Source organism: Brevibacterium litoralis (genome assembly GCF_040212315.1).
GTDB classification, from domain to species: domain Bacteria; phylum Actinomycetota; class Actinomycetes; order Actinomycetales; family Brevibacteriaceae; genus Brevibacterium; species Brevibacterium litoralis.
Genome location: NZ_JBDIUY010000019.1, coordinates 74,038 through 90,035 on the forward strand (window position 1 = coordinate 74,038; position 15,998 = coordinate 90,035).

Annotated in this window: 9 protein-coding genes and 1 pseudogene; 2 read left to right on the forward strand and 8 right to left on the reverse strand. The window is 65.3% G+C overall.

The features are described 5' to 3' along the window. Positions 1 to 49: 49 nt before the first annotated feature. Entirely contained in the window at positions 50 to 994 is a 945-nt protein-coding gene (locus tag AAD496_RS06620) for a DMT family transporter (RefSeq protein WP_349827870.1), read from the forward strand. A gap of 36 nt (positions 995 to 1,030) precedes the next feature. Here the strand turns inward: AAD496_RS06620 and AAD496_RS06625 are convergent, their stop codons facing one another. Then, entirely contained in the window at positions 1,031 to 1,945 is a 915-nt protein-coding gene (locus AAD496_RS06625) for a LysR family transcriptional regulator (RefSeq protein ID WP_349827871.1), read from the reverse strand. A gap of 71 nt (positions 1,946 to 2,016) precedes the next feature. Between AAD496_RS06625 and AAD496_RS06630 the strand changes: the two genes are divergently transcribed. Continuing rightward, positions 2,017 to 3,048 (forward strand): EamA family transporter, encoded by a 1,032-nt coding sequence (locus tag AAD496_RS06630; RefSeq protein WP_349827872.1) that lies wholly within the window; start codon positions 2,017 to 2,019, stop codon positions 3,046 to 3,048. On the opposite strand, the gene AAD496_RS06635 is transcribed toward AAD496_RS06630, so the two are convergent. The 7 genes and pseudogenes from AAD496_RS06635 to AAD496_RS06665 form a co-directional block, all read right to left on the reverse strand. Beyond that, complete coding sequence (locus AAD496_RS06635) at positions 2,992 to 4,185, reverse strand: PQQ-dependent sugar dehydrogenase (RefSeq protein WP_433913735.1); 1,194 nt, start codon at positions 4,183 to 4,185, stop codon at positions 2,992 to 2,994. The genes AAD496_RS06630 and AAD496_RS06635 overlap by 57 nt on opposite strands. Before the next feature lie 22 nt (positions 4,186 to 4,207). Then, positions 4,208 to 5,710: an AAA family ATPase gene (locus AAD496_RS06640; protein ID WP_349827874.1), complete on the reverse strand. Its 1,503-nt coding sequence runs from the start codon at positions 5,708 to 5,710 to the stop codon at positions 4,208 to 4,210. Between the two features lie 56 nt (positions 5,711 to 5,766). Then, positions 5,767 to 7,224, reverse strand: a complete 1,458-nt coding sequence (locus tag AAD496_RS06645; RefSeq protein WP_349827919.1) for a helicase-related protein — start codon at positions 7,222 to 7,224, stop codon at positions 5,767 to 5,769. A gap of 150 nt (positions 7,225 to 7,374) precedes the next feature. Next, positions 7,375 to 7,962, reverse strand: a pseudogene (locus AAD496_RS06650) (DEAD/DEAH box helicase); the annotation flags it as partial. A 2-nt stretch (positions 7,963 to 7,964) separates the two neighbouring features. After that, complete coding sequence (brxD, locus tag AAD496_RS06655) at positions 7,965 to 9,377, reverse strand: BREX system ATP-binding protein BrxD (protein ID WP_349827875.1); 1,413 nt, start codon at positions 9,375 to 9,377, stop codon at positions 7,965 to 7,967. 8 nt (positions 9,378 to 9,385) lie between these two features. Further along, on the reverse strand, positions 9,386 to 12,154 hold the full coding sequence (pglZ, locus tag AAD496_RS06660; protein WP_349827876.1) for a BREX-2 system phosphatase PglZ: 2,769 nt from the start codon (positions 12,152 to 12,154) through the stop codon (positions 9,386 to 9,388). 35 nt (positions 12,155 to 12,189) lie between these two features. Next, positions 12,190 to 15,954, reverse strand: a complete 3,765-nt coding sequence (locus tag AAD496_RS06665; protein ID WP_349827920.1) for a DUF6079 family protein — start codon at positions 15,952 to 15,954, stop codon at positions 12,190 to 12,192. Positions 15,955 to 15,998 lie beyond the last annotated feature (44 nt).

Below are 15,998 nucleotides of genomic sequence, written 5' to 3' on the forward strand. Positions count from 1 at the left end.
GTTGACCGCGCTGACTCTCCTTCTGCAGAGTCGTGCGCTATCGTGGTGCATGAGATCACCAAGTAGCGCTATCGCACATCCTCACTCCCCGCTACACCGCGGCCTCGGCTCTCCTCATGCCGGACTGTGGTGGGGGCTTCTCGGGGTCACCGCTTTCTCGTTCACGGTCCCCTTCACCCGGGTCGTCGTCGAGCACGGGCACATGTCGCCCCTCTTCGTCGGCGCCGGACGAGCCGTCCTCGCAGCACTCCTCGCCGCCGCGGCTCTCGTGCTGACCCGGCAGCCGCTTCCCCGGGGCCGACAGTGGGTGCAGGTCGGTGTCGTCGCCGGAGGCGTGGTCCTCGGGTTCCCCGTACTCACCTCGTACGCCCTCTCGGAGGTCCCGGCGGTCCACGGCGCCGTCGTCATCGCAGTCCTGCCGGCGGTCACCGCGGTCATCGCCGTGCTCCGGACCGGCGAACGCCCCAAGGTCTCCTTCTGGGTCGCCGCCGGCCTGGGTGCCGTGGCCGCGGTGGCCTTCGCCGCGCTACAGGGTGGGGGTCCGGCCGGTCTCGAATGGGCCGATCTCCTGCTGTTCGGCGCGGTGGTCGCCTGCGGCCTCGGCTACGCGGAAGGAGGCGTCCTCTCCCGGGATCTCGGCGCCTGGCAGACGACCTCGTGGGGTCTGGTGCTCGCCTCGCCGCTCATGCTCAGCCTCAATGTGATCGCCGTGGTCAGGCAGCCGCCGACGGGATCCGTGGTCGAATGGTCGGCCTTCGGGTACCTGGCGGTCGTGAGTGCGTTCCTCGGATTCTTCGCGTGGTACCGCGGCCTGGCGATCGGCCCGATGGCCCGGGTGAGCCAGGTCCAGTTGACCCAGCCGGTCATGAGCATCCTCTGGGCCGCTCTGCTCCTCGGTGAGGCACTCACGTGGATCTCCGTGCTCGGTGGGCTGGCCGTCGTCGCCTGCACACTCTCGGCGGTGCGGAGCCGAAACCGTGCGCTTCGACCCTGAACTGGCCGGTGCCATCCTGAACCGCGCGGCACAGGGTCACCCGCCGCGTCCGTGGGCCGCAGCCACGTCCTCCGCGATCTCCCCGAGGGCGTCGAGCACGGCGCGGACCGCCAGACGCTGGGCACGGTGGGGACGACACAGTGCGGTGACGAACCGCCGCGCCTCGACACCGGTCAGGGGTCGCAGGACCACCGCGTCGGTTTCCGGGGTCGTGAACCGCGGGAGGACGGCCAGGTGGGAGCCCGCGGCGACGAGCGACTCGATGAGGTGGTTGTCCCGCAGCCGCTGGACGACCCGCAGGTCCCGCCCCACCGCCCCGGCGATCGACCGCAGCACCGTGTCGAAGGGGAAGTCCTCGGGTACGCCGATCCACGCCTCGTCGGCGACGTCCTCCGGGGTCACCGTGGCCCGCCCGGCGAGGCGGTGCCCGGGAGCCATCGCGACGTCCAGGGGCTCCCGGACGAGCGGGACGACCTGCAGGTCCGGCGAATCCGCGGGGCTCGGCCCGGAGAGACTGTGCCCGACGACGATGTCGAACTCGCGGGTGAGGTCGGCGTAGGACGCCTCGGCGACGTCGACGTCGTGGAGTGCCAGGTCGACGCCGGTGCCGGCGAAGCGTCGGAGCAGCGGGGCGTAGAGGAACGTCGCGGCACTCGTGAGCGCGGCGATCGAGACGGTCCCGCGCGGGCCGGTGCGGAAGGCGTCCCACCGGGCGCGGACCTGCTCCAGCGCGACGGCCAGGTGGTCTCCCCCGGCGGCGAGCACCTGGCCCGCGGGGGTCAGCCGCAGTCCACGGCCGGCGGGTTCGAGCAGGCGGGTGTCGAAGGCGCGTTCGGCCGTGCGGACCTGTTGGGAGACGGCCGAGGGGGTGCGGTGCGTGACCTCCGCGACCGCCGTGATGCTGCCGTACTCGGCGAAGAGACGCAGGAGTTCGAGGTGGCGCGTGTCCATGAAGGCAGCCTACAGAGTGAATGTACGAAGTCTCTATTGCGCTTCATCTAATCCCGGGCGACGATCGACCCATGCCGATCACACACCGCCTCCTCGCCGCCTCCGTCGCGATCATGTGGGGCGTCAACTTCCTGGCGATCGATGCCTCGCTCGCCCAGTTCCCGCCCTACTTCCTCGTGGCGTTCCGGTTCGCGCTCATCGCGGTCCCCACGCTCCTGTTCGTACCCCGCCCGCGGGTGAGGTGGCGGTGGCTCATCGGGTACGGCATCGGCTTCGGCACCCTCCAGTTCCTGTTCCTCTACTGGGGCATGGCGATCGGGATGCCGGCAGGGCTCGCCTCCCTGGTCCTCCAGACCTCCGCGCCGTTCACGGTCCTCCTCGGGGCCACCTTCCTGCGCGAGCGGCTGAGCGGCCCGCAGGTGGTCGGCATCCTCGTCGCGGTGTCGGGTCTGGCCGTCGTCGGCGCGTACCGGGCCGAGGCGGCCGCCTTCCTCCCGTTCCTCCTCACGGTCGCCGGCGCGTTCGGGTGGGCGATCGGCAACATCTGCAACCGGCAGGCCCGCACGACCGAACCCCTGCGTCTCACCCTGTGGATGTCGGTCGTCCCACCCGTGCCGATGCTTGCCCTCTCCCTCGCCGCCGAGGGCCCCGGGGCCATCGCGGAGTCCTTCACCTCGCTCGGTTCGACGACCGGGGTCCTCTCCCTCGTGGGGCTCGCGTACACGGTGCTCGTGGGTACGGTCGTGGCCTCCGGGATCTGGTCGTGGCTCATGGCGCGCCACCCCGCCGGCGCCGTCGCGCCGTTCTCGTTGCTGGTGCCCGTCGTCGGGATCACCGCGGCCTGGGTGGTCCTCGGCCAGGCGGCCGCGGGTCAGGAACTGCTCGGGGGTCTGCTCCTGGTGTGCGGGGTGTTCCTCGGCTCGCTCAGCCGGTTCCCCTGGACGCCCGTGCGGGCACCGGAGCCCGCGCCCGCGCCGGTTCCCGTTCCGGCCACTGCGCCCGTTCCCGCGCCCGAGGCGCCACCCGAGTCGACGTCGGACGCGGGCTCACCGGACCCGGACGACGGCGACCCTCACCAACCGGTCGTCCCCGTCCCGCGGTGACCCCCGCCCGTCGGTGTTGTTCGTGAGGACGTACAGGTCCCCGTCGGGGCCGACCGCGACGTCCCGCAGCCGTCCGTACCCACCGCCGAGGTGCTCCTCGGTCCCGACAACCACATCGTCAAGCACCACCTGCCGCAGCCGCTCCCCGCGCAGGTTCGCGATCCACACGGACCCGTGGGCCGCTGCAATACCGCTCGGGCTCGCCTCGGACGGTGCCCACTGCGCCACGGGATCGATGAACCCCTCACCCGCAGCGTCACCATCACCCCCGGCACCACCACCGACCCCCTCGACCTCCGGCCACCCGTAGTTCCCGCCGGGCTCGATGACGTTGAGCTCGTCCCAGGTGTCCTGGCCGAACTCGGCGGCGTACAGGGTGCGACCGTCCCACGCCAACCCCTGCGGGTTGCGGTGCCCGAGGCTGTACACCGGGGAGTCGGGATCGGGGTTGTCGGCAGGCACCTGCCCCTCGGGCGTGAGCCGCAGGATCGCCCCGGCGAGCGAAGCGGTGTCCTGCGCCTCAGCCGGCACCCCGGCGTCCCCGACGGTCACGTAGAGCATCCCGTCCGGCCCGAAACCGATCCGCCCACCGTTGTGATACCCCGCCGCGGGGATCCCATCGAGCAGGACCTCCTCGGGCCCGAGTCCCAGCGCACCGGGTTCCCCGGTGAGGGGGAACCGCACCAGGCGGTTCTCGTCCGCGGCCGTGTAGTACGCGTACAGGTGGTCGTCGTGCACGGCGATGCCCAGCAGCCCGCCCTCGCCGCGGGCGACCACTCCCCCGACGACGCCGACTTCCCGGGTCGCCCCGTCCGCACCGACCTCCACCACCCGTCCCGAGTCCCGCTCGCTCACGAGCGGCACCTCACTCCGGAAGGCGACGGACCACGGAGCGTCGAGTCCGGTGGCCACTTCGGTGACCTCCCCGATCCCCGCCGCCGAGGCGCCCTGGCCTTGGCCGGGCCCGTTGCCTTCCGCAGGGGTGGGGGCGGACGAGGTGCTCGTGGAGACAGTTGAGGACGACACCGGTTCCGGAGCACCACCTTCGTCACCCGTCGGAGAGCACGCGGCCACCCCAACCAGCAAGAGGGCCGTGCCCGTCGCCACCACGGTACGGCCGAGCACATTTGTGCTGATGCACGTCGCAGTGCATCTACTCTCAGGCAGCCGAATCGGCCGTCGATTCCTCTTCGATAAGACCAATCTCCTCGACCACCTTCACGAGCAAATGGGTTGAGTTAGCAAGCTCTTCTTCTGTGACCGAAGCATTCGCATTGTTCTCCGGATGGTGAATCGTGTGCCGAATGAATATGGGCAACGTCACGTCCTGGCTTTTAAAGCTGGGCATTCTGATCCACTTCCTATTCTTTGGAACACCTTTGTTGAATAGGAAAGTGTCGACCGACCCAGTATTCGCCTCATTGCCGTCACCATTGGACGTGTCGAGATACCGCTGAATATGTCCGTATAGTTCATTGTGGAAGTCGTTACTGCAGACACCGAAGGCTCTATAGTTGATCTCACCCCAGGTCGGTTCGCCAGGACCGAAGAGCCCGAAGTTCGTCGAAGAAGAAATAGTTCGACCCTCCCCCTTGCCGGACAAGACAGTCAGGAGGTGGCTGTCTGCCTTGAACTTGCGGATCAAATACGGCGAGTGCGTGACGATGAAAACTTGCTCGTTCTCGCCGATCCTACTGACAGCGTCTCCGAGCCGGAGCTGCGCGGTGGGATGAAGCCAGGTTTCGGGCTCGTCGAGCATGAGGATGAGGGGCTTTCGCGCGCCTTCCAGCGCCGCGGCAGATCGCGCGTACAGCTGAATGAACCCCAGGGCCACCGCACGCTGCATACCGGTCCCCTTGCCATCGATCGGCGTCTCCCCGGCACCATCGTTGACATGTAGACTCCCCTGCTTCATGAACACGCCGGCGTCCGGGAGGCCAAAATCGAAGCGGTAGGATGCCACCCCATACTGCTCATCCACCAATCCTTTGAGGGAGTTTGCGAGCTCTTCGACCTCGCTGGTGAAGGATCCCTCTTCCTCGAAACCGAACGCCTTCTCATGTGCCGCCTGCAAGGACTTCCACTTGTCGGTCTTTGCGAACTCTTCGAATTTCGCACCGATCAGACGACCAAGGGTCTTACTGCTGGAGAAGTCGATGTGATCGCTCGGATGAGAGTCAGCCCATACCGCTTCGAAATCAAAGATGGCCTTGACTCGCGCATCGATACCTGTGCGGTTCTCGAACTGGAGGGTGTCCGGATTCCAGAAGCACACAGCTTTGACATCGACCCGCTTTTCTTTCTTCCCCTGGGTGACGATTCGATCCTCGCTCGAACGATCGAGGCGAAGGATTCGCTCGCCTCCATCGTTGAAGACAAAGTCCTTGAGTGAGTTGAACTTTTCCTGTTGAACAAGTTCATCCACATCCCCCGCGATGTCGACTTCGACCCGCGTGGGCCCGTCTGCGGACGAATTGTAAAAAGTGTCCGGCGCCCCGGACGTCTTCGAGGGTCCTTCGAACAGGAAGAGCAGTGCTTCGAGGACCGTCGATTTCCCACTGTTGTTGTCACCGACGAAGAAGTTCACCCCCGGGTGGAGATTGAAGACATGCTTACCCTGGAAGCTCTTGACGTTCTCGACAGTGACGCGGCGAATGTACATACAGTTCCTCAGCGAACGTGACTTCTCGTCTTCGACGATACCTACCGAGCGCGAGTCTACGGTGTGATGCCGGTCTCAGGAAGTCGAGCGTGCCGACTCCGACTGACGACAGGCTTCACCCGAGTAACTTCCGCATGCCCGGGATCAGCCATCCTCTGCGCAAGGGTGAGCGTCGCGAGATCTATGGGAAGTGCCTCGGAGAACTTGAGCGCGCGCACCGCTTCGGGAGGAACGTCGGGGGCTGCGTCGTCAGGTACTGTCACCGTCTTCAGGACCGCGGCGGTGAAGTCGGGCGGTACGACGATCGAGTCGTTCGACGGTCGTGACTGCGGGATACCGAGCACTGCGGCAAGGGTCGCGTTCGCATTCAGGCCTGCCCAGGTCCACAGCCTCTGAGGTTTGGTGGCGTCTTCTTCCTCAGAGTCACTCCCCCGCTCCAGCACCATTCCGCGGGGAGATACCGCGTGCTCATTCTCGTCCCTCGCCCGTTCGAGGGCACTCGCTACACGACGGGAGCACGGGACGTCCGGGTCAGCACCGAGAAACACGTCTCTGCGGGCCTGACACATCTCGTAGGAGAGTGCGATCTGACCCGATGGCCACCGTACTTTGCCCCGCAGCGGTACCTCTGTCACGCGGACTCGGAACCGGTCCCAGTCGACGTGGTCGATGGTCCAACCACGTCCAGCCAGGACGAGCACAGGCTCCCGCTCCGATTTCGACCCGTCGTCAGTGTTCCGCGGCAGTGCGAGAGGCGAGATGAATCCGACCTCCGTATCGCCGTTGAGAACGCGTAATTCTGGTGCGGCGATGAACGAGGAAAGCAGGTCCATGAAGTGCCGGCGTCCGAAGGCTTCTTCTGCAGCCGGACCCAGCATGAGCCTCCCGGAATCCTCCACCAAGAACCCTTCGGCCCGGAGATGCTCCAACACTTCGGCCGCATCGTCCATGACAGGAAGATCGCCCCACCACGATCGCCACCGGTCACCGTCGAACCACCCTTCCTGCAAGGCGAGTGCCAGCAACTGTTGAGCGGCCAGGTGTCGGGGATGAGGCGGTGGCACGACGTCCTCGACGAAACCCGACTTCCATAGACGTACGAGCGCCACCGTCTGGACGAGGCTCGCCAGGTTCGTCGCGAGGAAGAGGGTGTTCCGTCGGGTCCCCGAACGACGTCCTGTCCTCCCGAGCCGTTGAAGGAACGATGACACCGTCCGTGGTGCATCGAGTTGGATCACCCGGTCCAGGTCGCCGATGTCGACGCCCAGTTCCAACGTGCTGGTCGCGACGATGACGGTATTCGACGATTCTGCGAAGGCTTGTTCACTCTTCAGCCGTTCGTCCTTCGACAGGGAGGAATGGGAGACGAATGTCTCGACGCCACGTTCCCGGAGGGCGTAGGTCAGCGCCTCAGCAGTTTTCCGCGACTCGCAGAACACAAGCCGCTTCTCCCCGTGGTGAAGCGACGCCACGACACGGGCGGCGTTCTCCACACTGCCGACGTAATCGATCATGACATCAGCACCGGCATCTGCCGGAGACTGATCACGCACCACACGGGGAAGACCGCGAGCAGAACTTCCTGAACCTGTGACGGGGTTACGGGAACTCTCACTCCGAGACCCCTGTAGCCACCGGCTCATGCTCTCGGGGTTACCGACCGTGGCGGACAGGCCAATCCGTTGGATCCGACGGCCGGACAAGCGCTCCAACCGTTCGAGAACCGCGAGCATGTGCCAACCACGGTCGCTTCCCGCGAAGGAATGCAATTCGTCCACGACGACAGCACGCACTCCGCCGAGGAACGCTCGATGATCGGTCGTGCGGGACACCAACATGGCTTCGAGCGATTCGGGAGTGGTGAGCAGGACGTCAGGAGGCTCAGCTCGCATCCGTTTCCTGGCGGAATCTCCCACGTCCCCGTGCCACAGACCTGCTGTCCGCCCCATCCACGCGGTGTACTGCGCCACCCGAGGATGCAAGTTGTTGAGTAGCGCACGGAGTGGTGTCAAGTACAGCACACTCACCCCGGTCCAATTCTCGTCCTGCATCCGGCCGAGGAGGGGGAAGACCGCTGCTTCCGTCTTACCACCAGCCGTGGGAGCAACCAGGACACAGTCATCGCCGGAGCCCACTGGCACGATCGCGTCCTGCTGCAGTGGCCTCAGCGACGGCCACTGCAGTGTGTTGACCACATGGTGTTCCAACGTCGGATGCAACCGACGCTCGTGCCCGGACGCCGCGATTGCCATCGTCAGGAGTCCTCGTCGAGGTCCAGATCTATCTCGTCGAGATCTGCCGCGCCTACCGCGCCCGAGGCGCCTGCAGAGGCGCCTGCATGGGGATGCGGACCTCCCTCCCCGCGTGCCGACCTGGGATCCGATCGGTCGCCCAGTCGCGTGGCCTCGCGCTCGGCCACAGCCATTTCGGCCTCGGAAATCGTGAGGGTGTAATGCTGCCGTGGATCGAAGTCCGCGAACTGGTCAACCCGATCGAGCACGTCGGCGACGAGCTTCTTGAGGAACAGGCGCGGTGCCACCCCGACCTTGGCCCCGAGCTCACCGGCGACAGCTGTCGCGAGGTCCGTGACGTAGTCGTCGTCGACAACAGAACGTATCCGCTCAGGATCCGCTGCGCTGGAGGCGTAGATATCGCGGACCTTCGACCCCAGTTCCACCAGCCGTCGGAGGTCGAAGCCCAATAGACGAATCTGCACGGCGCGGGGGTTGTCCCATCGCGGATCGTCGAAGTGCGTTTCCAATCGCTGGGCGAGAGGCGCAAGGCGTCGGACTCCGTTGGGTCCGTCGTAGAACTCCGGGGTTCCCGTCATGAGGACGTACAGGCCGGGGAACCGCCCTGCGTCCACGTCGTCCATGAGTTGCCGCAATCCGTTGAGCGACTTCTCACGCACGTCGGTCCGTGTGCGTTGAAGTGTCTCCACTTCGTCGAGGACGAGGACCAGACCGGCATAATCGGAGTCGCGGAGCACGGTCAGCAACCCCTGAAGGAAGCCGAGCGCCTGTTCGGAGTCGAGCTCGCCCTTGGCGCCGGCCTCGCGCTTCACGGCGGCAGAAATCCCGGGTTCACCGGTCAACCACGCGAGGAGTGCCTCGGCCTCCGCCGGTCGCCCTTCTCGGCCCAGGCGTCGGTACGCTCGCATCACCTGGGCGAAGACCGGCGAGGTGCGGGAGACCCCCGCCAACCGTGATTCCATCAGCTCATCTGCTGCTTGGGCCAGGTTGTCGTCAGTCGCCCCGCCTTCCCGTGCATCTTGATCGAGAAGGTAGAACCACCCGTCTACCACCTCGCGGAAAGCTCCCTGCGCGGCGGAGTCGGTGCGGAGGTCCGTGACGATCCTCCGGTAGACGGTCTCCAACTTGTACAACGGAGTCTTCTCGGAGACTTGGACCTCAGCAGTCGCGAACGAACGAGTTTTCGCCCGCTCCGTGAGCCACCGGGAGAAGAACGTCTTACCCGACCCGTAGCCACCACGGAGCGCTTTGAACTGAGCGCCACCTTCGGAGACTGTGCGGAGTTCGTCGTCGATGGCAGGGACGAAGGAATCGAGCCCGACGGCCATGACGTCCAAGCCGTTCTCGGGAACCGTGCCCCGGCGGAGGGCCTCGATGATGTCGCGGCGTCGACGTGGGCTGAGCTTCGAAGTCATGGGATCACTCATCCTCCCACCCCGTCCGAGAGCTCGAACTGCTCGCGGAGCAGCGCGACGTCGAGTCGAATCGTCCCGTCGCTGTCCTGGTCGAGAATCGGATAGGACTCGACGTTGAGGAGTCGTCGAACGACCGCCAGGACAGGCGTCACTTCAGACGCCGGCAAAGTTGCCTTCGCTGCAAGAGTGTCACGATGCATCCGTCCGTCCGGGCGTTCCAACAGCGCACGCAGGATCGACTCGACGTGATCATTTGTCTGGGGCCCGGCCCTCCGGACCTTCTTGCGTTGTGCTTCGTAGACCGCCGACGTTCGAACGGCGGCCGCGAGATCCCGGTCGTCGGAACCCTTCGGTGACAGGAGGGCTTTGAGGTCATCAGCCGAGCTGTATCCGAAGAGATCCGGAGCAGACGAGTCCGTCGTCTCCGGCTTCTTCTTGCGCGTGGACGGCTTTGAGCGACCCTTCTTCGATCCTGTCGACTGGTCCGCGGATCCCGTGCCGTTCACGATCGGTTCGTTCCACCACGGCGGAACGACCGTCGGCGCAAGAACCCATCCGTCCGGGCAGGCGTGTTGGTTGGACGCTCGCAGCACGGAAACCGGAACCACGATCTCGGCCAAGGAGGCGCCGCCGTGATAGCCGGCAGCCTGAGCGCCGTACCGAGTGTCTTCTCCCGACAGGAGCACCGCCCGCGTCGCGCCTTCGGCACAGACGCGTGAACCCGACACGAGAACTTCACCTGCGGGCAGAGCTTTGGCATCGTCGGTGGAATCGACAAGGCGCCATCGAGAAGCCGGTGCGGTACCTGTCGCGGTAGTCGTTCCACGCTCGACCACATGTCCGTGATCGGAGGTCAGGACGACCGTGCGCCCCGCATCACGGGCGGCAAGCAGGAGCGAACGCAGTGGACCCAGAGTGGACAGCGTCCACGTCACTCGCGAGGTATCGGTCTTGTGTGTGGCATCGTCGATCACATTGACGACCACACCGACGACGGGAACCTCCGTTGTCGCCGCGATTGCATCACGCACGTCTTTCGGTAGTGCAGCGCCGCCCGCGTCTCGGAGACCAGCTTTGTGAAAGACCTGAGCACCGTCGAAGACTGAAGCCAGCCCGGACCGTTCCGATGCCGAGTTCCCTTGTGTCACTCGTCCGGCGAACATCGACGTGCGGGAGACTTCCGTGAGCGAGGGCAGAGCCGCTGCCACCGCGATCCGGCGCTTCAACTCCGAGGGTGTCCACTCGACGAATCCCAGTTCCCGCCGGGCTTCCATCGTGACCTGCTCTGCGATCGCCGCACTCATCCCGTCCATGACGATGAGGAGAACGCCGTTTCCGTCCTTGACCGGCATGGACTTCCACGGTGCCACCACACCGGCGAGGACATCCTCGACGCCGTGGACCGCGGTCCAATCGGGGGTCGCTTCCCATGTCCGGACCTGATCGACCCGCGTTGCGGCGAGGTGACTGCGCTTGACGCGCCGAATCACGACGCGTTCCATGAGCGTCGACCAGGCCTGTGCGACCTCAGGATCCTCTGCGGTGCTCCACACGTACCCGAGAGCGGTGTCCACCCAGGCCCCGTCCCGGACGTGGCGGTCGAAGTCCGCTGCGAGATCTGCCGTCGTTTCTTCCGGAGTTTCCAGCCACCGTGCCAGCCGGACTGCCGCCAGGGCTGCCTCGCGCACCTCCGAGGCTTCCCGATGCTCGAGGAGAGCACGATGGGCTTCTTCATAGCCGTGCCCGGCGACGACTGCGGCAGCAAGTCGGCGTAGTCGCGCCGTCAAGCCCTCGTGAAGGACGAGTGAGGTCTCGGCCCCTGCCGACCAGCCGAGATCCTTCAGAAGATGAGTCGCTTGCAGGGTGGCGGCCGCCAACTCGCCACGGGGATCGTGGTCGGACAGCCGCAACACCACGGTATGGGCCAATCTCCCGACGGCTCGCGCCTGTTCTTCCGTCGGGCGGAGGCCGCCCACGAACTTCTCGATCCTCACCCGAGCTTCGCTCCGCGCATTTTGATCGATCGTCGAGTCCGGAGTTTGTCTGCCGCTGGTGTCGGTCTGCGAGTCGGCGGAATCCGGCCAGAGCACACCCATCGTCAGGGCGATGGCGAGTGGTGCCACCAGGCTTCCGCTGCGGGCCATCCGCAGCACGAGTTCGCTCGCGGCACCGTACTCGTCACTGACCCACGTGATGAGATGTTCGGCGAGGTCGTCCTCGACCCGCGACCACGCCAGCGCGACCTCCGAGTGACCGAGCTCGGACAACAGCATTGGTGCATCGATACGTGCACTTCGGGGCAGACCGAGCAGGTGAGTGAGGAGTCCGCCCAGAGCATGCTCTGCCGTGACCTCCAGGCCACGAGACGGCGCCCAGCCGTCAGCGGGTGCATGGTCCAACAGTGCTGTCGCAGCCCAGGAATACGAGCGGAGGGACTGAGCCACGGACGACGCGCCCTCGAACAGTCCAGGGACCGCAGCCCATTCCTCGGTCACCTGAAGCTCTTGACCGTAGGCACCGTAGAGGACCGCGTCGCCCAGGTCGTCCCGCGGCCGATCGGTGAGGACGACCGCGCGGTCACCGTCGGGAACGTGCGCCAACGCATCGAGCACCCCCAGATGTGAGGGAGGCGTGATGATGTGGACATCGACTGTCTCACCGCCTTCAGGGGCCGGACGTCGCAATACAGGCTGTCCGGACCAGGCGGGAACTGCCCGCAGTAGCAGATACGTCTCCTCCCCCGGCGACCGCAGGAGCTTGTCGGCCAGCTGGGTCACCAGGGAGGATGCTGCGACGGGGATCCTGGCCGGGTTCACTGGGCCCGCCATGTCACGTGAAGCCTGGTGCCTGACGGTGCATCAGCAAAGTCTTGGATCAGCTTGTCAGCGAGGGACTTGACGGCAGATTCAGTCGACACAGTCGCCTCACCGTGAAGCTGCGGCAGGGTTTCCTGGTCGTCCCCACCAGTAGTTTCGTTTTCGTGGTCGGGCTTCACGACAGGTGCTGGAGGCACAGGGTTCGGGCCCACTAGGGGATCGTGTCGCGGACCGCTGCTCGAATCAGGCCCCGGTCCGACGGGATCCGCTGGCGGGGTGGATGGTGTCGGCGCAGCACGGCGGGAGAGGATACTGGCAGCGGCCTCCGCGGCTGCCGCGAGTTCGTTCCCCAATGGTTGGACATACTCGTCACGTCGGAGTGCCTCACGGAGATGCCGCAAAGTAGACGCGGCTTCCGCGTCGAGGTCCGGTAGACGATCGATCATCGTCCAGTGTGCTGTTCGGATCTTCCCGGACACTTTCTCGGAGGTCGAGAGCGAGGCCGCCACGGCAGCATTGGTCACAGCAATTTCGGCATGGGCCAACACACGCACGCGCTCCACGTCATCTGTCTCGTGAACCAATGACTCCATGAGGTCAGCGGCCACCCGTGCAGTATGCAGGCGCGGCGAATCCTCGTTAAGCGCAAGGATGTCACTGTGGGCTTCCAGCGCATCGACAAGCGCTTGTGCGTGCACGCGGAAAGTCTGGGCGCGCGAGCGCATCTGGGAGGACACCCGGGACACGGCCTTGCTGAGCAGTGCGTGTTCCCCGGCGCCAACGTGCAGAATCTCCTGGGCTTTGAGGAGTGCCGAGCGCCATTCCTCCGGTGTCGGCAACTTTGGTTCGACATATGTCACGTCCGAGGGCAGCGAGGACGTCGACGTCGTGTCGGGCCAGGGCGTTCCGCTGCGCGTGGCCTGGCGGTCCGTGAGGGCCGCCCATGACCGGATGAGGAGGTCCTCCAGATCCCTGCTGAGTCCCCGATGATCGAGGGCGATTCGAAGCTCGCTCACGGTCGCGGACGTACCGACCACGCGGAAGTCGTCGAGGTATCCGAAGGTCGCATTGCTGAGGTCGTAGGTGGACTCCGTCAGTCGCCCGATTCGCAGACCCTCGACCAATCGCCTGACTCTCGTCAGTGTGGAACGGTCGACGGTCTCGATCCGACCCTCGGAGTCCATGGCCTGCGTGACGAGCCCGAGTACTGCCTTGATCTCTGCGGATCGGACTTCGTTGGTCGGGTCCGGCATGACGACGTGCTGGGGATTCCTCGCGTCCAGAGCGGCGTCGAGCACTGCCGTCGCAGAATCGCGGAAGGTCGCCGCCGCAGGATTGGAGGGATCGAAGTCGGGGGCGAGGGTGTGGAAGAACTGCCACCCCGTCGGGACCGCATCCACCACTCCCTCGCGAGCCGTCTCGATTCCGTATGCCTGTTTCAGTGCGTCGGACAGAGAGGCGCGGAGGTTGCGCTGCTTGTTCTGCAGGTCTCTCTTCGCCGGTTCGCGGTCGGCCAGCGGCAGGATATCTGCATAATTGTCGAATTTGCTGCCTTCGAGCAGGTAGTCGACCTTCACGAGAGTGCCGAGGTCCTCCATGCGTTCAGCGGTGAGGAAGACGGGAAGCCAGGCCACGGAATCCGTCTCGATTCCCTGTTCCCGCAGTTGCTGCATCCGGAGCCGATCGTCCTGCGCGGATCCCTGTCCGCGCGGGTCGAAGGGATAGTCGACCACCAGACGCCATTTGCCATCAACTGCTCGGAGCTTCTCCACTCGAAGATCGTCCGTATCCCGAAGGTTGCCGAACACGAGATCGACGGTGCGCTTCTGCCCCTGCCACACGTGTGACAGGGAATAGTTCGCACCGGACAGGCTCGTGTCCTGTTGTGTCGCCTGGAGAAGCCCGGCCAACTCTCGCTGCACAAGACGCGCGCGGGACGACATCGAGTCTTCCCCGGCCACCTGTTCCAGCAAGCCCTCGGTGTCCACCCCTGACAGGGTCATCGTGATGACCGGATCCCCGACCCCGTCGGCGATGGCGATACCGTCCCACTGCCGAGCCCATTCGCGCACGAGGTTGACCACCTGCGTTGCCTGCATACCGGGAATCATCGACATGACCGAACCGAAGTTCAGCGCGGCGAGTTTGGACGCCGTCAGGTTCTTCATGGATTCCGCGCCCGGCACCACCGCACTCATGAGGAGGGTCTTGGCCAGACGGTCCTCCCGCCGGAACTTTCCGTCACGAGGCGCCGAGGCGAGGGACTCTTCCGTCAGACCGTGCTTGTTCAGGAGGTACGGGCGGATCTTCCCCAGGTAGAAATCCCGAGCATTGCGGAACAAAGGTTTGAGTTCGGCGTCGAGAGGCCCCTCGTCGTTCTCCAGCACGACGAGGTCGAAGATGTCGCCTGCCTGGATGACGTCGTCGACGGTGAGTTCGTCGTACCCACGCGCCAGGAGCTCGCTCATGATCTTGAGAGCGGTGCGCGAACGCTGCATGACGTTCGACAGAGCAATCATCACGTCGATGAGCGCAGGAGCGAACGGGTACACCTTCTCGAAGGCAGCGCCATCGGAGCGGGTCTCTCCGGCCATGAGGTGCGTCGAGGCAGTCGGGTCCGCTTTCACACGTGTGAAAGCCGTCTGCAAGGCGGACTCGCCTTCTGGCCCCGTGGACTGCAGGAGACGTCGGTGGACGATCTCCGGCAGCGACGTCGCGGGCAACTGGATCGAAGTGAAGCGGGACTCCCAATGTTTGAAGTTCTGGTCGACCGCGATCTTCTCCGCGCCGACCCCCGCATCACCCAGGAAGTCCTTGAGGTTCCGCTGACGGGCGACGAAACTCACGAGGGGCAGTGCAAGATCGCTCGCGCCTGTCTCGACGAGTTTGGTGACCTTCTCGATCTCCGTGGCGATGAACTCGGAGTTCCGCACATGGTTCGCCAGCCACAGGACCAACTCGTCGAGGAACAGGATGATCCCGTCGTAGCCGAGTGACTTGGCATGCCGCGTCATCGCGGCCAGCCCCTCGGTCATGTCCAACCACTCACCGGCATTCTGTGCCGAGGTCAGGTGATGCTCCAGGATCTGCGCGACCAAGTGGTCGCGCTCCGACGAACCGGGTTCCTGATGTCGCGCACGGTCGTAATCCTCGGCCGTCATCGATCCTGTGGGGGCGAAGTCTCCCCACCCGGACAGGTCCTCGCCCGACGCACTTCCGCCGGCAGGAACCATGTTCGCGAAGAACGCCGTGTCCCCCATCGCCTCACGTAGGCGGTCGGCATTCTCGAGAATGAGGTCCGCCTGCTGCAATACCGGAAGTGGAGCGTTCGGGTGCTTGGCCCGGATGGTCCGGTTGTACCCCCGGAACAGCGCGTCGTCGAAGGATGTCGACCCGATCAAGTGGTAATCGACCGCGAGGAAGTTCGACTGAAGGGTGTCCGAGTACTTGGCGACCACGGGCGCCAATCCCGGGATGGACCGTGCCTGTACGTCCCCCGTGAGCAACAAGTGCATGACGGCCATGTAGTGCGACTTACCGGACCCGAACGAACCGTGCACAAAGGCACCTTTCGAACGGTTCGGCCCACGCACTGCCGCGGAGACGAGGGACAGGCCACTGTCGAACTGCTCCGCGATCTCGGGAGTGACGACGTAGTCCCGCACCATCTGGGCGTGGGCTTCTTCGATCCGGGAGATCTGCAGGACGAAGTCGTCGTCGTGGACCTCGGGATTGATGTGGATGGCATCGCGCAACAACATCGCGGACACAGTCATCTCCTCGTGGACGTGGTCGTCGGGCTCGT